Here is a 20,029-nt window from a genome sequence, read left to right on the forward strand (position 1 = left end):
TATTTCACTCCCATTCTTATCACTTCAAATGTTTTTGAATTTCTTGTGATAAAGGCTCTACCTTACTTGGAAAGCTATCCATGAATTTTCCTTTTTCGTCAAGAAGAAATTTAGTAAAATTCCATTTAATTTCGGTATCTTTTACTCTGTTAAGGGATTTTTGGGTAAGGAATTTAAAAATAGGTGTTGCTTGGCTTCCTTTTACATCCACTTTCGTGGCCATGGGAAAAGTAACGCCATAATTTACTTTACAAAACGAGGCAATTTCTTTATCGGTATCCAGTTCCTGCCCGCCAAAATTATCGGAAGGAAAACCTACGATGACCAATTGATTTTTGTACTGTTGATATAATTTTTCTAGCTGTTCGTATTGTGGCGTATATCCACATTTAGACGCAGTGTTTACGATGAGGATTTTCTTTCCTTTAAATTGACTAAAATCTATTACAGAGCCGTCTAATGCTTTTATTTTAAAATGGTGAATAGAGGCTGGTGCTACTTTTTTTTGTGTTACGGTATTGTTTTTTTTCTGCGAAGATTGTTGTGCTGTTCCTAATGAAATCATTCCCAATGCGAGGAATGAAAGAAAAAGTTTTTTCATAAAATAAGGTATTAAAATTTATAAGTGGTAGCATCAAATGCCAAATTGGTTTCTATCTTAGTAAAAATCATGACGAAATCAGCGTCTTTTTTCACTGAACTTCCCTCTATTCTGAAAGGGAAAAGATAGTTTCCTACTTTTTTATAATCACTGTATTCTAAAATTTCTCCTGCCTTGTCTTCTTTGAGGAGCATATAAGTTTCGGTATCAAAATAGTAGATGGTTTTGTTTACATTTTTGGTAAGTTCTACCTTAAAAACCTGCCGTTTACCGATATTTTCAGTACCCAATACTTTGGCTTCAAAGCCTTTATTTTCATAGTCTATGAAATCACTATCAAAACTTTCGGGCATGTAGTTTTTATACTCTTGGAGCTGTCCACTGGCGTAGTTCATGGCATAGCCTTTCTTTCCATCATAGCCCTCTAAGGTTACTTCTTTTCCTCCATTTTTGATGATGGTTCGAGTGAGATTGGGACGACTTTGGTAAATAGTGAGCGGATAAGATTCTTTCACTCCTAAAACCAATTTTCCCATAAGACGCACCGTATTGAGCTTTTTCCAGCTCAATAGCCCGCCTGTGTTTTCTATATTTTTAGAGATAATTTCTTTTGCTGTCTGTGCCTGATGCCGTGTGATTCCTACAATCATCAGTAGCACCGTCATTACTATTTTGAAAATTTGCATACGCTATTCATCTAGTTGATATCTTTCTAAGATTTTTTTGGCTTTTTCTAAATCTTCAGGGGTATCTATGCCTACTCCCACAAAGTGGGTTTTTACCATTCGGATTTTCATATTATTTTCCAAAAACCGTATAGCCTCTATTTTTTCTGCATTTTCGGATGCTCCCAAAGGCAATTCTGAAAACTTTTCTAGTGCTGTTTTCCTAAAAGCATATACACCAATATGTTTTTTGTATTCCACATTTTCGGTTTCATCGCGTAAAAAAGGGATGGGCCATCTGCTAAAATACATGGCATTCCCCGCTCTATCACAAACCAATTTTACATTATTCGGATTTTGAATTTCCTCTTTTTCTTGTAATGGTATATAGAGAGATGCAACATCAATTTCCTGATTTTCATCTTGTTTAAACACAGAAATCAAATCTTGCAGTGGCTTTTTATGAAGAAAAGGTTCATCCCCTTGGATATTGATAATAATATCTGCGGTTACCTTCTTTGCGGCTTCGGCTATTCTATCACTTCCCGTTTCGTGCTTACCCGTCATCACCACTTTGCCTCCATGTTTTTCTATTTCCTCCCGAATCAGGTCTGAATCTGTGGCAATGATGACTTCCTCAAAGAGCCCTGATGCTACAGCATTTTGGTAAGTATGGACAATGACTGCTCGCCCTCCTAAATCTTTTAATAATTTATTGGGAAAGCGGGAAGAAGCCAATCGGGCAGGAATTATCGCTACGATTTTCATAGTCTAAGCATCTACTAATTGGTCTAATGCTTTTTGTAGTCTCAAGAAAGCATCTTCTATTTCTGTTTTGCTCACGCCTCCTACAGAAGCTCTAAACCACGGAACCTCCTTCTCATTTCCGAATGCCGAAAATGGTACGAGTGCCAACTGGGCTTCTTTAATCAGATAAAAAACCAAATCGCTGGTATCTTTTATCATTTGTCCGTCAGCTGTTTTTTTACCGAGATAATCTAATTTTACGGTAAGATACATCGCCCCCATTGGCACCAATGAATCTACTTGATAACCATTTTCTTTCATGGACTGAATTCCTTGGTGCAGCGTATATAGACTCTCCTGAAGACTTCCTTTAAACTCTTGCACAAACGCATCTACAGAAGCTGGCTGATTAAGAAATTTACCCGTTGCCTCTTGTTCTGGTTTAGGTGCCCATGCTCCGATATGCCCTAATAATGATTTCATTTTATCAATGACATGGCTCGGCCCAAAGCTCCACCCTACGCGCACCCCCGTAGCGGCAAAACATTTTGAAATGCCATCAATATAAATGGTATAAGGCTTCAGCTCAGGAAAAAGAGAAACTGGATCTACATGTTTTCCACCGAAAGTAAGCATCGCGTAGATTTGGTCATACATGATGTACAGTGGTTTTTCATCTGCACTTCTTTTATTATTTTCTTCGATAACGAGCTGACAAATCGCTTTCAGCTGGTCTTCGGTAAACATCGTTCCAGTAGGGTTCAGTGGAGAACAAAGTGCCAAGAGTACCGCTCCGTCTAATTTCCCTTTAAGGTCTTCTGCTGTAGGTAAGAAATTATTTTCCACTGCCGTTTCCACCTCTACAGGTGTTCCCGAAGTGAGGAAAGTATAGTGATTATTATTCCAAGAAGGAATAGGGTACACTACTTTATCGCCTTCATCTACAATGGCTCTGTACACTGCATAGATAAGCGGACGGCTGCCTCCTGCCACCAAAATATCCTTAGCATCATAATCTAACCCCCAACGATTTTTAAGATCTTTAGATACAGCCTCTCTCAGTGAAAGCAGCCCATTGGCAGGTGGATAATTGGTTAAATTTTCTTGGTATGCTTTTGTGATTTCAGATTTAAGTCCTGCGGGGATAGGATAGATAGAAGCGTTTAAATCTCCAATGGTAAGATTGGCAATATTTGCCCCTTTGGCTTTCATGTCATTGACTTCATTTCCTATTTTAATAATTTCTGAACCGATAAGGTTTTCTGCAAGATTTGAAAGTTTCATAGCTTATTTTTTTCGAAGGCTAAGATAAGAAAAAAACGACACCAAAAAAAATCCCCTTTTCTTTGGAAAAGGGGATAAAGTTGAGCTTAATTTTATGTAAAAACAGAATTTTCTATTTAAAATACTCTAATACATAATCATAAGTACCTGCCGGAATAGATGTGGACATTACTCCACTACCGAAAGTTACATTGTTACCACTATTTGCTGTTAGATTATAATCATACAACTGAGTGTGTACTAATTGCGTAGCACCAGAGTTATTTTTCTTGTAAATCTTGATATTGTATAATGAGGTCATTCCCGCAGGGAAATTAATTCTCGCCTGTGTAGAACCATCAGATGTAAATTGTCCTTTAATGGTGTACACCTGATTATTCTCTACTTTTACATTGGTAGCTACTTCGTTAGTGGCAATTTCTAAAACTCTATTAGCAGAACCATCTCCAATTCTTACCCATTTTCCCCCTTGCAAAGTTCTTGATTTATTTTCATAGTAATAAAACCCTGGGGTTACATTGGGCGTTGCCGTAGGATTAATTTTTGGTGCTCCCGTTCCCACATTGTACACAATCATACCATCTAGACGGTTTGGATGTGCCGAACCAATTCCATTAGGATTAGCAACTAATGTTTGCAAAAGTGTCAAATCCGTTCTTGGAAAAACCATACCTTTCCCTATATTGTTAGAATTATTCCACTGTACCGTAGAGGCAGCATCCATAAATGCGGTTTGAGAATTTATAGCACCTTGAGTAACATTAAGATTAGTCCTAACTTGTGCATGTGCTGAAAACGCTAATGTTGTCAGAGCTAATGAGTATATTATTTTTTTCATCTCTTTATTTAATTATTAATAACCTTTTGAATTTATCCAATTAGTACCATCAGAAATAAAGCAAATTGTACTAGAAGCTTGAACAGATTGCTCCACACCAATAGGCTGAGGAGTGACGGTAACCGTATTTGTACCTGGATTATACGCACAAATCTCTCTACCCACATTAGTAGAAACATTAGGCAAAGTTAATGCCGTAGGGTTACCAGTCATACGAATAAAGTAATCTACTGTAGGAGTAGATCCATCTTGCAATTGATCAACGACAACAGTAGTTCTATTATCACTTCTAATATTCCTAGTAAAAGACCCCTCTGGCGCTGGTGCAGTAGCGGCACCACTTCCCATTTTCACCCATCTTTGAGTAGCTGCGTCATAGTAATAAAACCCTTTTCCTGTTCCTGTAAAGGTAGCACTATCAGAATCTTGAACTGCATCAGTAACATAAACCAAGGTTCCTTCTACTCTATTAGTAGATGAAATTGCTTTTACCCTTGCTTTATTTACTCTTGGAATAAGGATACCTTCATTGGTATCCGTATTTCCTGCCTTTACTTGGATATCCAAGGTAGCCTTAGGATCACTGTTATTCACTCCGATTTTCCCTTTTTGAGCAAAGGCCACACAAGAGGCACCTATTGCCAAAGCAAAATAAATTTTCTTCATAATTGTGTTTATATTATAATTATTATAATCTTAGAATTACAAAAGTATAAATTTTCTCTTTAATACAAAAAAATATGAACAAAAGTTTACACCTTTTATTCATATTCCTCTGTAATTCAGTGCCTACTTTAATAGAGCAAAATCACATTTTATCCATCATACTCATTGGGATATTGATCTTTTATTACCTCTACCGTATCTAAAACTTTATTTTTTAGCGTATCTTGATAGCTTTGCAGTTTTGCGGAAACTTTTTCATCACCAGTACCCACTATTTTCGCTGCGAGAATCCCTGCATTGGTAGCTCCATTGAGTGCCACCGTTGCCACAGGAATTCCTGACGGCATCTGCAAAATAGACAATACAGAGTCCCAACCGTCAATGGAATTGGAAGACAAAATAGGAACACCTATCACGGGTAAAGTGGTACAACTTGCCACCATTCCTGGAAGATGTGCAGCACCTCCTGCTCCTGCAATGATCACTTTTAGCCCTCTCTGCTGAGCGGTTTTAGCATAATCAAACATTCTTTCGGGGGTTCTATGTGCAGAAACCACGGTAAGCTCATACGGAATGCCCATGGATTCCAAAAAATCTGCTGCTTGTTTCATAATCGGCAAATCACTCTGACTGCCCATAATAATTCCAACCATTTTTTATATTTTAATTTAATGTAGTACTGTTTGTTTAAATTTTTCTATTTTTATTTCTCTTACTATATCCTTATTCAGAAATCACTTTTACCATTTCTTTGATTTCGATGAGTTTTTCCATCAGCTCCGCTCTACTATCAGCAAGGACATTGATATGTCCCATTTTCCTCCCTGGCTTAGTATCAGTTTTTCCATAAAGGTGAACATAGGTTTTGGGGAATTTGAGTACCTTTTGAATGCCATCGTATCTCACCTTTCCTGAATACCCCTCTTCTCCTACCAAATTCAGCATTCCCGAAAAACCACTCGCATCTGTATCTGCCAACGGTGCATTGGCTACCACGCGATAAAACTGCTCAAACTGTGAGTTTGCATTTCCCTCTTGGCTTTGATGACCACTATTATGAAGTCTCGGTGCCGTTTCATTCACCCATACCTTTCCTTCTTTGTCCAAAAATAATTCTATCGCAAAAAGCCCAGCAGAATCTGCAGCTGAAACAAACTTTTCTACAATTTCATCAATTTGATTTTGAACCGATTCTGAAATATGAGCAGGGCAAATATTAAAATCTAACAAATTAAGCTTAGGGTCTGCTACCATCTCCGTTACAGGAAATGTTTTTATTTCACCATCCTCATTTTTAGCGATAATGACCGAAAGCTCTTTATCTATATCCACTAATTTTTCTAGCACCGATGGAGCGTCCCACATTTTTTCTAAATCCCCCGTATTTTTAATTACTTGAACACCTTTACCATCATACCCTCCTGTATTCAGTTTTTGCACGAAAGGCAAAGGAAAATCCACTTCCGATTTACCTTGAATCACTTGAAAATCAGGACTTGGAATATTATTTTGCTGATAAAATTTTTTCTGCAGAATTTTCTGCTGAATGGTTTTGATAATATGAGGTCTCGGCACCACTTTTACCCCTTGTTTTTCAAGCTCTTCCAAAGCCTGTGCATTAATATGCTCTATCTCAATAGTAAGTACATCTTTATCTTTCCCAAAATCTATAACAGTTTGATAGTCATTAAAATCTCCCTGTGTAAACCTTGAAATATATGCACACGAGCATTCGGAACTAGGGTCTAAAACATAAAATTCATCATCGTATTTTAATGCTTCTTGGATGAACATTCTTCCGAGCTGCCCCCCACCGAGGATTCCTATTTTCATAAAAATTAAAATTAAAAAATTGAAAAGATTAATAAAAAATAAAATTAATTTGGGGTAAAGGTACGGATTTTTCAAAGGATTTTATTCGTTTTTTTGTACTTTTGCTCCCTAAATTTTTTTCATGCAACAGATTAGAAACATCGCCATCATTGCCCATGTAGACCATGGAAAAACAACTTTGGTGGACAAAATCATCCATGCGACTAATATCTTCCGCGAAAATCAAGAATCTGGGGAGCTGATCATGGACAATAATGATTTGGAAAGAGAAAGAGGGATTACCATTCTTTCTAAAAATATTTCCGTAACTTATAAAGACACCAAAATCAATGTAATAGACACACCTGGACACGCTGATTTCGGTGGAGAGGTAGAAAGGGTACTGAAAATGGCAGATGGGGTGATTCTCCTAGTGGATGCTTTTGAAGGCCCGATGCCACAGACGAGATTTGTACTCCATAAAGCACTGGAATTGGGACTAAAACCTATCGTAGTCATCAACAAAGTAGATAAAGAAAACTGCCGACCTGATGAAGTTCACGACCAAGTTTTTGACCTCTTCTTTAACCTTGATGCTACTGAAGAACAACTGGATTTCCCTACCTTCTACGGCTCTTCTAAACAAGGCTGGTTCAATACTTCATTAGAACCGAGCGATAGCATTCTACCATTATTAGACGGTATCTTACAATATGTTCCTGAACCAAAGGTAGAAGAAGGCAGTTTACAGCTTCAGGTAACTTCTTTAGACTACTCTTCGTTCCTTGGAAGAATAGCCATAGGTAAAGTAAGCAGAGGAAGCATTTCTGAAGGACAGTGGATAGGACTCGCTCAGGAGAGTGGCAATATCCTCAAAGGGAAAGTAAAAGAACTCTATGTTTTTGAAGGTTTGGGCAAGAAAAAAGTACAGACTGTAGGTGCGGGAGATATCTGTGCTGTGGTAGGCTTTGACGCCTTCCAAATCGGGGATACTTTTGTGGATTTAGAAAACCCAGAGCCATTACCAAGACTCTCTATTGATGAGCCTACGCTCAATATGACTTTTTCTATCAATAACTCCCCTTTCTTCGGGAAAGATGGAAAATATGTAACTTCTAACCACTTAAAAGAAAGGTTAGAAAAAGAACTAGAGAAAAATCTTGCACTCAGAGTTCAGCAAACGGAGGATGCCAATACTTTCTTAGTGTTCGGTAGGGGGATACTCCATCTTTCTGTGTTAATAGAAACCATGAGAAGAGAGGGATACGAAATGACCATCGGACAGCCACAAGTCATCCTGAGAGATATTAACGGAGAAAAGCACGAGCCTTATGAATCTATGGTGGTAGATGTTCCTGAAGAATACGCCTCTAGAGTAATAGACCTCGCTACCCAAAGAAAAGGAGACCTCCATATCATGGAAACGAAAGGAGAAATGCAACATTTAGAGTTTGAAATTCCTTCTAGAGGACTCATTGGACTTCGTTCTCAGATGCTTACCGCTACCGCTGGGGAAGCTATCATGGCTCACCGATTCTCAGAATACAAACCTTTTAAAGGAAGCATCGCAGGGAGAAATAACGGGGTACTGATTTCTAAAAACCAAGGTTCTTCTACCGCATACTCCATAGAAAAATTACAAGATAGAGGACGGTTCTTTGTAGATCCAGGAGAGGAAGTATATGCGGGAATGATAGTAGGAGAGCAAAATAAACCTGGAGACTTGGTAGTAAACATAGTAGAAGGAAAACAGCTTAATAATATGCGTGCTGCGGGTAAAGATAAAGATGGAAACATAGCTCCTAAAATTCAGATGTCATTAGAAGAATGTATGGAATACATCCAAGCCGATGAAGCCATAGAAGTAACCCCTAATTTCATCCGAATGCGAAAGAAAATTCTCGCTGAAGAAGATAGAAAAAGAGCCGAAAGAATGGCAAAGTCTGAATAAGTAAAAAAAACACATTCATTTAAATTGAATGTGTTTTTTTATAATTGGTTGGAAATTTTAAACCAAATCATTAATTTTGTTACATAAATATAGTTCTAAATCAATATGAAAATAATATATTTGTTGGCCGTTTCAATTGGGATTTCCGCTTGTTGTAGCCAAAAGTCTCTACAAAATATGGAAAAAGAGAAAAATACAAAACAGCCAGAGGGTGCCGAAAAAATCCGAATAGAAGAGATTAATCTGGAACCCGAAATACCACCAGTGAAAGACATTAAAGAAGTACAAGAAATTAAAGACAAGTAAAAATTGTATAATGAATAAAAAATTAATTCTCTTGGGTAGTTTAGTTTCTGCCCTCACGCTTTCTGCACAGGAAGGAATCAATCGTAAGTTGTACGAAAAATTTGAAAAAGAAAGAATTGAAAATAATATTCAATTCGAAAAGTATTGGAGTAGCTTAAATCCAACGCTCAAAAATGAATCTGAAAAAGAGCAACTTAAAAATAGCGTAGCTTTCTTTTTGGAGGGAAAACCTTATTATCTAAGCACCGATGACACCCACCAGAACACGAATGCAAATATTGACTTTCTGCACGATGGCACCATCAGTGGACTCACCGGAACTTTTACAGGAAATGGACTCCAGCTTCATCAGTTTGATGGCGGAAGAATCTACAACTATCACCCAGATTTAGGAGGTACCGCCCCTACCACTACACCTACCGTTACGCCAGGAGTAGAAAGCACTAGAATCACCAATGGTGAAGGGAGTGCTGTGCCTTATAATTTCCATGCCACCAATGTAGCCAGCATGATGGCAAGTGTAGGTAGAAACCTATCATCTAATGGTACACCTGTAGGAAATAGCAAAGGTGTAGCACCTAATGCACAGGTAGTGGGCTATTCTTTCCAAAATTCTACACTGCCTGGAGGAACAAATGAAGTAAATGTTTTCCAAAAAATATTACAAGTTCAGCCTCATATTTCTAACCATTCGTATGGCGTAAATTCAGGATGGAATGTAAGATTTCAAAATGGTGCTTTAAATTATTATTGGCATGGACAGTTTAATCCAACTGATAATTCAAGTCATGATCTTCAAGGTTCTTATTTACATTCAGATCGAAACTATGATATCCTTGTTAGACATTATCCATCATTAATTATTGTAAAATCTGCAGGAAATTCTTTTGGTGATGGACCAAGCGGAGCAACTGCGAATGCTTTTTATCGTTCGGGTAATTCTTATGAACCATTTACAGCTACAATGGTACCCCCTCCGAACAATTGTAATACAAATTATGACTGTATAGGTGCTGGTTCTTTGGCTAAAAACATTATTGTGGTAGGCTCTACTATGAAAATCACTGCCAATAACGGTAGATATACTAATGCTTCTGATGTGGTAAAATCAGGATTCAGTAGTGCGGGTCCAAGAGATGACGGCGGTATTAAGCCCGATATCGCAGGGGTAGGAAGTGATGTTCTTTCAGCTACTTACAATGCTCAAACTAACGGACCAAGCTATACCCAAGGAAGTGGTACTTCTTACTCTGCACCAAATGTTACAGGTATCATCGGACTTTGGAATACCATCTATTCCTCTCTTTTTAACGGTCAAAACCTCAATGCTGCAAAAGCCAAAACACTTCTTCTCCACTCCGCACAAGAAGCAGGAAATCACCCAGGACCTGACGCTTGGTTTGGTTGGGGATTTGCAGATGCTAAGAGAGGTGCCGAACTTTTGGTAGGAAAATCTAATGGCAATGTGATCTTCGAAGAACCTGCATTAAATAATAATGGTACTTACACGCTCAATATCACCCCTACTTCTAATGGTCCACTTAAGGTTACTATTTCTTGGGTAGATCCTGAATTTGAGATACCTTCTGGATTAACCATTGCTAATGCACATAATGATAGAAGTTCAAAACTCATCAATGACCTAGATTTAAGAATCATCGATACTACCACAAACACCCCTGTACTCCCTTGGAGACTTAACATTAATAACTTGGATGCTGGAGCCGAAAGAGGAGACAATACAGTGGACAATGTAGAGCAAGTACTCATAGAAAACGCCATCGGAGGTAGAACCTACAGAATAGAAGTTGCTCACAAAGGAACTTTACAAAATAATGAGGCTCAAAATTTCGCCATCATTGCAGAAGGAACGAATGGTATTCTTTCCACTGATGAGCAGGCGAAGAAAAAAGATGCTCTTATCTACCCTACCATAGCGAAAGAAACTGTAAACATTCAGCTTCCTAGTAGCTCTTCTGCCAAAGTTTCTATTTTTGACACTTCAGGAAAACTGGTTAAACAACAAGACATCAAGCAGGAAGGTACTATTCATGTAAATGATCTAAAACAAGGTGTATACATCATTTCAATAGAATCTAAAGACCTCAAAACTTCTAAAAAGTTTATCAAAGAATAACATTTCTATTCTTTTACAAAAAAAGCCGCTCTTTAATAAAGAGCGGCTTTTTAACAGAAAACTACTAAATATTTTAGAACTTAATTTGCAACTCACTATTCTTCCAATAACACTTATCTTATTTTGATTCTATATCATTTTTAGGATGAGATATATACACCTTAAAAGTAAGGTCGTAGGCATTTTTTTCATCTGCAGGTTCATAGGTACTTTCCACCAATTTCCAAATTTTCTCATCAATTTTCGGAAAAAAAGTATCTGCCTCAGGCGTAGCATCTACCTCGGTAACGATAAGCCGATCTGCCAAACTCATCGTTTGCTCATAAAGACTTCCCCCACCAATGATAAAATAATCTTCATTAATCTTTTGGGCAAATTTCATCGCTTCTTTAATAGACCCTACAATGAGTATTCCCTCTTCAAACCAATTTTCCTTTCTGGAAATGACAATATTCGTCCGATTGGGAAGTGGTTTACCTATGCTTTCATAAGTTTTTCTTCCCATAATGACAGGATGTCCAGAAGTTTTTTCTTTAAAATGTTTTAAATCTTTAGGAAGATGCCAAGGCATGGTATTTTCTAAACCTATGGCATTATTTTTCCCCATTGCTACGATAATGGTCACCATTTTTTTACTTTTAGACAAAAATAGCACAAATTTTGCTACTCTTCATCGTGATAAAAATTATATTATGAAAAATAAAGGATGTCTTAGTGCGAGTACCATGCTCATCGCTATCGTAGTGATTTTAGGTCTAGGCGTATTATGGGGAATCCCAAAATACAACCAAATGGTAGAAACAGAACAAAATGTAGAAGCCAAATGGAGTAATGTGGAAACCGTTTATCAAAAAAGAGCCAACCTTATTCCTAATCTAGAAAGAGCCGTAAAGTCTTATGCCAACTTTGAAAAAGAAACCCTCACCGCAGTGGTGGAGGCAAGGTCTAAAGCGACCAATATTACCGTGGACCCTACGAATATGACAGAAGCCGATATTGCAAAATTCCAAGCGGCACAAGGTGAACTAAGCGGTGCACTCAGCAAACTTTTAGCCGTGGTAGAAAACTATCCCAACCTAAAAGCTGACCAACAGTACATCAATTTCCAAAGAGAATATACCGCTATAGAAAACAGCATCAGAGTGGAAATGGTGAACTTCAATAATGCAGCAAAAGACTACAATAGTATGATTAAAAAATTCCCTACCAATATTTTGGCTGGTATTACTAATTTCAATGAAAAACCTTACTTCAAATCCAATGCTGGTGCCGAAGTAGCTCCATCTGTTTTCTCTGACGAAAAATAATCATCATGCCGAAAAATCATCTTTCTGAAAACGAAATGGATACTTTGGTAAAAACCATTCATCAAACGGAAGAATGCACTTCAGGGGAAATCAGAATCCATATTGATACCGAAGAAGCTGCTATTCCCGCTCAAAAAGCCATGAATATTTTCCACGAACTGGGAATGCACAAAACAAAAGAAAGAAATGCTGTTCTCTTTTATGTGCATTTCCATCAGAAATATCTTACCATTATTGGCGATGAAGGAATTCACCAATGGGTACATCAGTCTTTTTGGGATGAACTACATGATGAAATGACTCAAAAATTCGCTCAAGAAAGATATTTTGATGCACTGAATGATGCCGTAAAAAAAACAGGAGAGCAGCTCCAAAAATATTTCCCTAATACCGAAAACAAAGAAAACGAACTCCCTAATGAACTTAGCTTTTCCTAGGCTGTGGATAGTACTATTTCTAGGCTTTACTTTTTGGGTAAACGCCCAATTCGTAGTACCCAAAGCACCCTCTATCATCTATCCTGTATATGATGAAGTAGGAATGCTATCCACACAAGAAAAGGAGAATATCAATCAAAAACTCATTGCCTTTCATGATTCCACTTCGGTAGAAATTCTAGTAGCAATTATCCCTACCACTCATGGGGAAGATATTAACTTCTCAGCCTCCCAGATAGGTAATGCCTGGAAGGTGGGTAAAAAAGGAAAAGAAAATGGCGTGGTATTGCTCATTGCCTCTGAGGATAGAAAAATCTCCATTCAGCAAGGAAGAGATGTAGAGCGATACCTTACCGCAGCCGTAACAGGACAAATCATTGACTACCTCATCACTCCCTCCTTCAAAAAAGGAAACTACTCACAAGGTATTAACGCTGCAGTGGATGCCATTATGGAAGCCGTACAAGGTAAATATGAGATGAAACCTTCTGATAAAGAAGAAGATATTTCATGGGTAGCCGTTTTTCTTATCTTCATCGGAATCATCGTTTTATTGTCTCTATTTGGGAATAATGGAGGTGGAACCATCATTACAGGAAGTGGTAGAACTCGCTATGGGGGTGGCTTCGGCGGTTTTAGTGGTGGATTTGGCGGCGGCAGTTTGGGTGGAGGAAGCTCTTCTGGTGGATTCGGAGGATTCGGCGGTGGTGGAAGTTTCGGCGGCGGCGGTGCCTCTGGTGGATGGTAGTTTTTCCGAAAATTTTATTACTTTTGCAACCGAATAGAAAAGGGGTGCTGCAATGGCGGCTGAGATTATACCCAATGAACCTCGAACAGGTAATGCTGTTTAGGGACACGAAAGTGAAAGGAAAACGGTGCACACTTCCTTTATCCTAGGTATTATTTCCCCTTTTATTCAATATAATTAAAAAAATTATTAAGAATGAAAGGATTTTTTTTGTGCGGGCTATGCCTTAGTCCTGCTGTCTTTTACGCTCAAGAATCAATAGCGAAAGACTCTCTGAAAGAAACTGCCATAGAAGCAGTACACTTTACCAAAAAACTACCTGTAACTTCCGAAGTTATCAGCGTAAAAAAAGACCTTAAAAACCGTATCTTAGGACAAAATCTTCCCACTTTATTAGAACAACAGACCGCTATGGTCTCCACTTCAGATGACGGGAATGGCGTAGGCTACACCGCAATGCGTATTCGTGGCGTAGATGGCAGCAGAATTAATGTAATGCTCAATAATGTCCCTTACAATGATTCTGAATCACAAGGTACCTTCTTTGTCAATATGGCAGATTTAGCAGCTTCTGCTTCCCAGATAATCATCCAAAGAGGAGTAGGTACTTCCACCAATGGAGCGGCGGCTTTCGGAGCCAGTGTGAACATCCTTACCGCTGAGCCAGAAGATAAGGCAAGCTTCCTTACACAGCATTCCTATGGTTCTTTTAACTCTAGAAGAAACACTTTTGAAGTGAATACGGGTACATTCCTAGACGGAAAACTGTCTTTTAAAGCAAGGTATTCTATGATTAATTCTGACGGATACATTGAAAGAGCTTCCTCTAAACTGAACTCTTACAGTGTAACGGGAATGTACAGAACGGATAAACGAAAAATAAAACTATGGCTCTTTGGTGGGGAAGAAAAAACTTATCACGCTTGGAACGGAATTACCCCTCAGCAATACATAAAGAACAGAAGATACAATCCTTCAGGAGAAATTTTTGATGCCAACTGGAATGTAGTAGGTTTTTATAATAATGAAACCGATAATTATAACCAAACTCATCTCCATCTTTCTTGGGAAGAGCGTTTTTCACCGAGAGTGAAACTCAATACCACCGCTCACTATACTATGGGAGAAGGTTATTATGAAAATTTTAAACAAAATGACAAAGTCTCCAAATACGGACTTTCACCAATTACCATTGGAGGAACTTCATTCAATCGGTTAGATTTTATTCGTAAAAAATGGTTAGATAATGATTTCTACGGCATCGTATCCGATTTGAATGTAGATTTGGAGAACATGCTCATCAATATCGGCTTGGTAGGAAACCAGTATTATGGTAAACACTTTGGACAAGTCTTTAATTCCAATATCAGCACCGACCCTAATTATGTTCATGAATACTACCGAAATAACGGGCTTAAGAATGAATTTGCATCTTACCTCAAAGCGGTATGGAAAATCCATCATTTTGAACTCTTCGGAGATGTACAATATAGAAATATTCATTACACGGTAACGCCTGTCCACGGGGTAGCATCAGAAATAGTAGATTTCGATAACCACTATTCTTTTTTCAATCCTAAGGCAGGTATCAGCTACCTTTTTAACGGTGGTAAAGCCTATTTTTCTTACGCCCAAGCCAATAGAGAACCGAAAAGAAGTGATTTGGTAGAATCGGATAAAGTTCGTCCAGAAAAACTCCACGATTTTGAATTGGGGATTGAGAAACAATTTGGAAAATTTGGGTTGGATATCAATGGATATTATATGCTCTACAAAGACCAGCTGGTAGTTACTGGAAAACTCAATGATGTAGGCAGTGCTCTACAAGAAAATGTTCCGAACTCTTATCGTATGGGGGTGGAAGTATCCGCCAACGCTCAGCTGACATCTTTTTTCGGCATCCATGGTAATATTGCACTGAGTAAAAATAAAATACGAAATTATCAGTTTTATGATGTATATACCCAAACCACGGTAGATAAAGGAGATACACAAATTGCTTTTTCTCCTGATATTGTTACTTCCCTATCAATGAACTTCAAGCCTTTTGATAGACTTCTGCTCTCTTTCGTGAATAAATATGTAGGAGCTCAGTATGTAGATAATACTCAAGAAGATGCCATGCGTTTAGGAGCATACAATGTCTCCAATATCATTGCAGGGTATGATCTGAATCTAAAAAATACAGATGTTACTCTCCACCTGAATGTAAACAATATATTCAATAGAATGTATGTAAATAATGGATATACTCTCCGTGATCCAGATTGGTACAGTTCACCTACACCAGGGCTTTATCCACAGGCAGGAACCAATTTCTTACTTGGATTTACACTCCGAATAAAATAAAAACAAAAACCTGAGAAAACACTTTAATATTTTTCAATTTTAAAGAGAAGCCCTGTAGAAAATTTTCTACAGGGCTTTTTATTCATTTTACTTTAAAATTTATATGCGTTCCAGCTCATCTGTGCTGATGGTAGTTTTAAAAGCACCGTAGTTAATAACAGCTTTATTTTTAGAAATTTTTTCTATTGTTCCTACGGAGGTAGAACCGGTAATACGCACTCTCTGCCCTACCTTCAGCCAAACGGCTCTTTCCTGCTGGCGTTTTTCCTCGAGTTTCTCATTGGTTTCCGTAATTTTTTCAATGACTTCTTGGCGTTTTAGCTGTTGGGTAATTTTTCTTTTTACCACTTGCAGTCGTTTACTTTCGTCTTTATCTGTACCGAGTTTTCGGTATTTTTCTTGTTCCAAAAGTTTCACGAAATCCCGAACGATATTTTTTCTAGATTTGCCTTTTACATAGCCATCTATAAAAGCTTCAATCTTATTTCCAAACTGTAATTTTCTATGTTCTTCCTCATACAATTTCTGGAAATTAAAAAGTTTTTGCTCCAGTTGTTGATTCAGTTTTTGAAGATTTTCTCTCTTATCTTCTACGGATTCTTTTTGCTCCGAAAGATTAGATTTGAGCTTTTCCACCTCAAATTTTTCTTGCTGAAGTTTCACAATGGTTTTGTCTAGATTTACCACATCTTTTTCCACTTTTTTCTTGGCTGAATGGATGATAAACCTCGGGATTTTATTTTTCTCTGCCACCTCAAAAGTAAATGAACTTCCCGCCTGCCCGATTTCTAATTTATACAAAGGTTCTAGGGTGTTTTCATCAAAAAGCATCGCTGCATTAGTGGCATTCGGGAGCTGCTCTATCACTAATTTTATATTGGTATAATGGGTAGTAATGATGGCAAAACTCTTTTTTTCGTAGAAAAATTCCAGAAAACTTTCTGCCAAAGCACCACCCAATTCGGGGTCCGAGCCAGTACCAAATTCATCAATGAGTAAAAGCGTTTTATCATCGGCGTTTCGGATGATTTTCGCCATTTTCTTCAGCCTTGAAGAATAGGTGGAAAGATGATTTTCTATACTCTGATTATCCCCAATATCCGTCATGATATTATCAAAGAAAAACATTTCAGACTTAGGGTGTACAGGCACCAAAATCCCACTCTGAATCATCAGCTGAAGTAGCCCTACTGTTTTTAGCGTAATAGATTTCCCACCTGCATTAGGTCCCGATATACAAATAATCCTGTTATGCTCTGTAAGTGTGAGCGTTTGTGGAAAAATCTGCTTATTTTCTGCCTTGTTTTGTAACCAAAGTAAAGGGTGATAAGCCGCTTTAAGCCTTAGAGTTTTATGCCGATTGATTTTAGGAAGTACGGCATGTATTTTTTCGGCAAATTTTGCTTTTGCTCGAGTCAAATCAAGATGAAAAATATAATTTTGATAAATTTCTAAACTCGGCTGATACTCCGCAATTTCTGCAGTCAATTGCCGAAGAATTCTATCGATTTCTTTTTGTTCTTCCTCTTCATTCTCACGCAGTTTAAACTGATGTTTCAGTACACTTTCAGGCTGAATGTAAGTAATGGAACCCGTTTTGGACACGCCCAACACACGCCCAGCAACGCGTTTTTTAAACCCTGATTTTACCGCCATCACCCTTTGGTCATCTATAATTGTTTCACGGATATCTTCTAACACATCGGCATAGGTGGTTAATGCACGGTTAAAATTTTCTTGAATGGATTTTTTAGCATGCTGAATCTCCGTTCTTAATAGCTTCAAATGAGCAGAAGCGTCACTTTTCACCTCCCCGAAACGATTAAAAACACCGTCTATTTTATCTATAATTTCTTTATGAAATACAATATCTTGTACTTCCTCCAAAAGATGTGGAAAAGTTTCGGACAGCGTAGGGAAGAATTTTTTCAGCCGTCCTACTTGTTCGGTAATGTTCTTTATTTTTACGAAAGAGGGATTATCCAATCTATAATTCTCAATACACATTCTCTTCAGCTCAGTTTCTATATCTTCATATTCACTGAACGGAATGGCATTAGCACTTTCAAAACTCGTTAAAAACTCTGCCGTTTTTTTGAGTTCAAGTTCTGCTTCATCTATGGGTAATGGGCGTAGCTGAGCAATCCGCTCTGCTGTTTTATGGGAAAAAGCAAAGGGAATAATCTCTTCTAATAGTGCTGGAAATTCTAATTCCTGTAAATCTTCTGGCTGTATTTTCACACGGCAAAGGTAAGGATAATGAGGGAATTTGGAAATTTGGGAATGGGATAATGAATTTCAAATCTCAAACCTAATCATGATTCTTCGGTCTTCTGAGTTCTATGATGGCATCATTTTGCTCTATGGTAAGGCTATCTCCTTTATGCGTTACAATAATTCCATTTTCAGTGTATTGTAGGCTATCATCCGTGGGTTGCTGGTGAACACGGATGGTTTTCCCATTATTCTGAATCTCCACATACTTTTTACCTTCTTTTTTGCCAAAAAACACCATAGCATTGGTACCATCTGTAGCGATGAAACGCTGAGAAATTCTTTCTTCTTTTTGGTTTTCATCTTTAGAGGTAGAGTTACAGTAAAGCATACCTACACTCATCAGTCCTAAGAGGAGCACTTTTTTTATCTTCATCGTATAAAATTTGAACAAATATCTGTAAAATAAATTGGAAATCAATATAGAAAATGAGTAAATTTGCCCATCAACATTTTTTATATCAAAAAGTATGAGCTACATTTCTTTTATTGATGCGAGACAAATTTTAGACTCTCGAGGAAATCCTACCATAGAGGTAGATGTATTCACGGAAAACGGTGCCATGGGCCGTGCAGCGGTACCTTCTGGTGCTTCTACAGGAGAACACGAAGCGGTAGAACTTCGTGATGGAGGTACAGATTACTTGGGTAAAGGGGTACTAAAAGCAGTAGAAAATGTAAAAGAGATCATCGCACCAGAACTCATCGGTTTACCTGTGTTTGAGCAAAACCTCATTGACCAAATCATGATTGATGTAGATGGCACGAATAACAAAGGTAAGTTAGGTGCGAATGCCATCCTTGGGGTTTCTTTGGCTGCTGCTAAAGCTGCCGCTACAGAACTGAGAATGCCACTTTATAAATATGTGGGAGGTGTGAATGCTAATACACTCCCTGTACCTATGATGAATGTCATCAATGGAGGCTCTCACTCAGATGCTCCTATCGCGTTCCAAGAGTTTATGATTATGCCTGTAAAAGCAGACTCTTTCTCTCATGCTTTGAGAAAAGGAACGGAAATTTTCCACCACCTAAAGTCTATATTAAAAGGTAGAGGACTTTCTACAGCAGTGGGAGACGAAGGTGGTTTCGCTCCGACATTTAACGGAACCGAAGATGCACTGGATACGCTACTTCAAGCCATTGAAAAAGCAGGATATAAGCCTGGTGATGACATTATGCTGGCATTAGACTGTGCTTCATCAGAGTTCTATGTAGATGGCTCTTATGATTATAGAAAATTTGAAGGCGAAAAGGGTGCTTTCAGAAGCCGTGAAGAGCAGGTTTCTTACTTGGCTGAATTGACTCAAAAATACCCGATCATCTCCATCGAAGATGGTATGCACGAGGACGACTGGCAAGGGTGGAAAATGCTCACTGATAAAATAGGAGATAAAGTACAGCTGGTAGGTGATGACCTCTTCGTAACTAATGTAGAGAGACTTTCTAAAGGAATCCAAGAGGGCGTAGGAAACTCCATCCTTGTGAAAGTAAACCAAATAGGCTCTCTTTCTGAAACGATGGCAGCAGTACAAATGGCTCAGCATAATAGATACACTTCAGTAATGTCTCATCGCTCTGGAGAAACCGAAGATGCTACCATTGCAGACCTTGCCGTAGCTATGAACTGCGGACAAATCAAAACAGGTTCTGCATCTCGCTCTGATAGAATGGCAAAATATAACCAATTACTGAGAATAGAAGAAGCATTGGGAGAAACAGCCATCTTCCCTGGATTGGATGCCTTCAAAGTAAAAAGATAAAATAATGTTTTGATTCAAAAACACCTCTAAAACCTTTCAGAATTATACTCTGGAAGGTTTTTTATAGTAAAATGAAAATCATCTTGACTTTTTTACTTACATTTCTGAGTTTTAATGCACTTTCAAAGCACTTTGAAAAAACAC

Annotated in this window: 19 protein-coding genes; 8 read left to right on the top strand and 11 right to left on the bottom strand. The window is 38.0% G+C overall.

Annotation, left to right across the window (positions count from 1 at the left end; translation table 11 throughout):
• Positions 1-19: 19 nt before the first annotated feature.
• From HMPREF9699_RS10100 to HMPREF9699_RS10135, 8 genes are all read right to left on the bottom strand, one after another.
• Complete coding sequence (locus HMPREF9699_RS10100) at positions 20-601, bottom strand: glutathione peroxidase (protein WP_002664516.1); 582 nt, start codon at positions 599-601, stop codon at positions 20-22.
• Between the two features lie 11 nt (positions 602-612).
• Complete coding sequence (locus tag HMPREF9699_RS10105; protein ID WP_034985949.1) at positions 613-1,287, bottom strand: hypothetical protein; 675 nt, start codon at positions 1,285-1,287, stop codon at positions 613-615.
• Positions 1,288-1,290: 3 nt separating this feature from the next.
• Positions 1,291-2,034, bottom strand: a complete 744-nt coding sequence (gene kdsB / locus HMPREF9699_RS10110; RefSeq protein WP_002664518.1) for a 3-deoxy-manno-octulosonate cytidylyltransferase — start codon at positions 2,032-2,034, stop codon at positions 1,291-1,293.
• Positions 2,035-2,037: 3 nt separating this feature from the next.
• Positions 2,038-3,297, bottom strand: coding sequence for a pyridoxal phosphate-dependent aminotransferase (locus HMPREF9699_RS10115; RefSeq protein WP_002664522.1), 1,260 nt, complete (start codon positions 3,295-3,297; stop codon positions 2,038-2,040).
• 112 nt (positions 3,298-3,409) lie between these two features.
• Complete coding sequence (locus tag HMPREF9699_RS10120; RefSeq protein WP_002664524.1) at positions 3,410-4,135, bottom strand: hypothetical protein; 726 nt, start codon at positions 4,133-4,135, stop codon at positions 3,410-3,412.
• 15 nt (positions 4,136-4,150) lie between these two features.
• Positions 4,151-4,801, bottom strand: a complete 651-nt coding sequence (locus HMPREF9699_RS10125) for a hypothetical protein (protein WP_002664526.1) — start codon at positions 4,799-4,801, stop codon at positions 4,151-4,153.
• Positions 4,802-4,950: 149 nt separating this feature from the next.
• Positions 4,951-5,454, bottom strand: a complete 504-nt coding sequence (purE, locus tag HMPREF9699_RS10130) for a 5-(carboxyamino)imidazole ribonucleotide mutase (RefSeq protein ID WP_002664527.1) — start codon at positions 5,452-5,454, stop codon at positions 4,951-4,953.
• A 70-nt stretch (positions 5,455-5,524) separates the two neighbouring features.
• Entirely contained in the window at positions 5,525-6,634 is a 1,110-nt protein-coding gene (locus tag HMPREF9699_RS10135; RefSeq protein WP_002664528.1) for a 5-(carboxyamino)imidazole ribonucleotide synthase, read from the bottom strand.
• Between the two features lie 121 nt (positions 6,635-6,755).
• Here HMPREF9699_RS10135 and typA point away from each other — a divergent pair, with 121 nt between their 5' ends.
• From typA to HMPREF9699_RS10150, 3 genes are all read left to right on the top strand, one after another.
• Positions 6,756-8,564 carry a translational GTPase TypA gene (gene typA, locus HMPREF9699_RS10140; RefSeq protein WP_002664530.1) on the top strand — a complete coding sequence of 603 codons (1,809 nt, stop codon included), beginning with the start codon at positions 6,756-6,758 and terminating at the stop codon, positions 8,562-8,564.
• A 177-nt stretch (positions 8,565-8,741) separates the two neighbouring features.
• Positions 8,742-8,870 carry a hypothetical protein gene (locus HMPREF9699_RS11485; protein WP_260182294.1) on the top strand — a complete coding sequence of 43 codons (129 nt, stop codon included), beginning with the start codon at positions 8,742-8,744 and terminating at the stop codon, positions 8,868-8,870.
• 10 nt (positions 8,871-8,880) lie between these two features.
• The gene (locus HMPREF9699_RS10150; protein WP_002664532.1) at positions 8,881-11,007 is read left to right on the top strand and encodes a S8 family peptidase; all 2,127 of its coding nucleotides are present in this window, start codon (positions 8,881-8,883) and stop codon (positions 11,005-11,007) included.
• A 118-nt stretch (positions 11,008-11,125) separates the two neighbouring features.
• Here the strand turns inward: HMPREF9699_RS10150 and HMPREF9699_RS10155 are convergent, their stop codons facing one another.
• Positions 11,126-11,635, bottom strand: coding sequence for a dihydrofolate reductase (locus HMPREF9699_RS10155; protein WP_002664533.1), 510 nt, complete (start codon positions 11,633-11,635; stop codon positions 11,126-11,128).
• Positions 11,636-11,699: 64 nt separating this feature from the next.
• On the opposite strand from HMPREF9699_RS10155, the gene HMPREF9699_RS10160 reads away from it, so the two are divergent.
• From HMPREF9699_RS10160 to HMPREF9699_RS10175, 4 genes are all read left to right on the top strand, one after another.
• The gene (locus HMPREF9699_RS10160; RefSeq protein WP_002664535.1) at positions 11,700-12,314 is read left to right on the top strand and encodes a LemA family protein; all 615 of its coding nucleotides are present in this window, start codon (positions 11,700-11,702) and stop codon (positions 12,312-12,314) included.
• Between the two features lie 5 nt (positions 12,315-12,319).
• Positions 12,320-12,751: a TPM domain-containing protein gene (locus tag HMPREF9699_RS10165; RefSeq protein ID WP_002664536.1), complete on the top strand. Its 432-nt coding sequence runs from the start codon at positions 12,320-12,322 to the stop codon at positions 12,749-12,751.
• Positions 12,732-13,499: a TPM domain-containing protein gene (locus HMPREF9699_RS10170; RefSeq protein ID WP_002664537.1), complete on the top strand. Its 768-nt coding sequence runs from the start codon at positions 12,732-12,734 to the stop codon at positions 13,497-13,499. Before HMPREF9699_RS10165 ends, HMPREF9699_RS10170 begins: the two co-directional genes overlap by 20 nt.
• A gap of 195 nt (positions 13,500-13,694) precedes the next feature.
• Entirely contained in the window at positions 13,695-15,848 is a 2,154-nt protein-coding gene (locus tag HMPREF9699_RS10175; RefSeq protein ID WP_002664539.1) for a TonB-dependent receptor, read from the top strand.
• A gap of 99 nt (positions 15,849-15,947) precedes the next feature.
• On the opposite strand, the gene HMPREF9699_RS10180 is transcribed toward HMPREF9699_RS10175, so the two are convergent.
• Both HMPREF9699_RS10180 and HMPREF9699_RS10185 read right to left on the bottom strand, forming a co-directional pair.
• Positions 15,948-18,089: an endonuclease MutS2 gene (locus HMPREF9699_RS10180; RefSeq protein ID WP_002664540.1), complete on the bottom strand. Its 2,142-nt coding sequence runs from the start codon at positions 18,087-18,089 to the stop codon at positions 15,948-15,950.
• 70 nt (positions 18,090-18,159) lie between these two features.
• Complete coding sequence (locus HMPREF9699_RS10185; protein WP_002664542.1) at positions 18,160-18,498, bottom strand: hypothetical protein; 339 nt, start codon at positions 18,496-18,498, stop codon at positions 18,160-18,162.
• Positions 18,499-18,592: 94 nt separating this feature from the next.
• On the opposite strand from HMPREF9699_RS10185, the gene eno reads away from it, so the two are divergent.
• Entirely contained in the window at positions 18,593-19,885 is a 1,293-nt protein-coding gene (eno, locus tag HMPREF9699_RS10190) for a phosphopyruvate hydratase (protein WP_002664543.1), read from the top strand.
• Positions 19,886-20,029: the final 144 nt, after the last annotated feature.

This window comes from Bergeyella zoohelcum ATCC 43767, from assembly GCF_000301075.1.
Classification (GTDB): domain Bacteria; phylum Bacteroidota; class Bacteroidia; order Flavobacteriales; family Weeksellaceae; genus Bergeyella; species Bergeyella zoohelcum.

Bases quoted from the DNA above. Each gene is read 5' to 3' on its own strand.
- HMPREF9699_RS11485 (WP_260182294.1), top strand. From the start codon at position 8,742: ATGGAAAAAGAGAAAAATACAAAACAGCCAGAGGGTGCCGAAAAAATC.
- eno (WP_002664543.1), top strand. From the start codon at position 18,593: ATGAGCTACATTTCTTTTATTGATGCGAGACAAATTTTAGACTCTCGA.
- HMPREF9699_RS10175 (WP_002664539.1), top strand. From the start codon at position 13,695: ATGAAAGGATTTTTTTTGTGCGGGCTATGCCTTAGTCCTGCTGTCTTT.
- HMPREF9699_RS10135 (WP_002664528.1), bottom strand. From the start codon at position 6,634: ATGAAAATAGGAATCCTCGGTGGGGGGCAGCTCGGAAGAATGTTCATC.
- HMPREF9699_RS10185 (WP_002664542.1), bottom strand. From the start codon at position 18,498: ATGAAGATAAAAAAAGTGCTCCTCTTAGGACTGATGAGTGTAGGTATG.
- HMPREF9699_RS10150 (WP_002664532.1), top strand. From the start codon at position 8,881: ATGAATAAAAAATTAATTCTCTTGGGTAGTTTAGTTTCTGCCCTCACG.
- HMPREF9699_RS10165 (WP_002664536.1), top strand. From the start codon at position 12,320: ATGCCGAAAAATCATCTTTCTGAAAACGAAATGGATACTTTGGTAAAA.
- HMPREF9699_RS10125 (WP_002664526.1), bottom strand. From the start codon at position 4,801: ATGAAGAAAATTTATTTTGCTTTGGCAATAGGTGCCTCTTGTGTGGCC.
- HMPREF9699_RS10155 (WP_002664533.1), bottom strand. From the start codon at position 11,635: ATGGTGACCATTATCGTAGCAATGGGGAAAAATAATGCCATAGGTTTA.
- HMPREF9699_RS10170 (WP_002664537.1), top strand. From the start codon at position 12,732: ATGAACTTAGCTTTTCCTAGGCTGTGGATAGTACTATTTCTAGGCTTT.
- kdsB (WP_002664518.1), bottom strand. From the start codon at position 2,034: ATGAAAATCGTAGCGATAATTCCTGCCCGATTGGCTTCTTCCCGCTTT.
- HMPREF9699_RS10105 (WP_034985949.1), bottom strand. From the start codon at position 1,287: ATGCAAATTTTCAAAATAGTAATGACGGTGCTACTGATGATTGTAGGA.
- HMPREF9699_RS10160 (WP_002664535.1), top strand. From the start codon at position 11,700: ATGAAAAATAAAGGATGTCTTAGTGCGAGTACCATGCTCATCGCTATC.
- typA (WP_002664530.1), top strand. From the start codon at position 6,756: ATGCAACAGATTAGAAACATCGCCATCATTGCCCATGTAGACCATGGA.
- purE (WP_002664527.1), bottom strand. From the start codon at position 5,454: ATGGTTGGAATTATTATGGGCAGTCAGAGTGATTTGCCGATTATGAAA.
- HMPREF9699_RS10115 (WP_002664522.1), bottom strand. From the start codon at position 3,297: ATGAAACTTTCAAATCTTGCAGAAAACCTTATCGGTTCAGAAATTATT.
- HMPREF9699_RS10120 (WP_002664524.1), bottom strand. From the start codon at position 4,135: ATGAAAAAAATAATATACTCATTAGCTCTGACAACATTAGCGTTTTCA.
- HMPREF9699_RS10100 (WP_002664516.1), bottom strand. From the start codon at position 601: ATGAAAAAACTTTTTCTTTCATTCCTCGCATTGGGAATGATTTCATTA.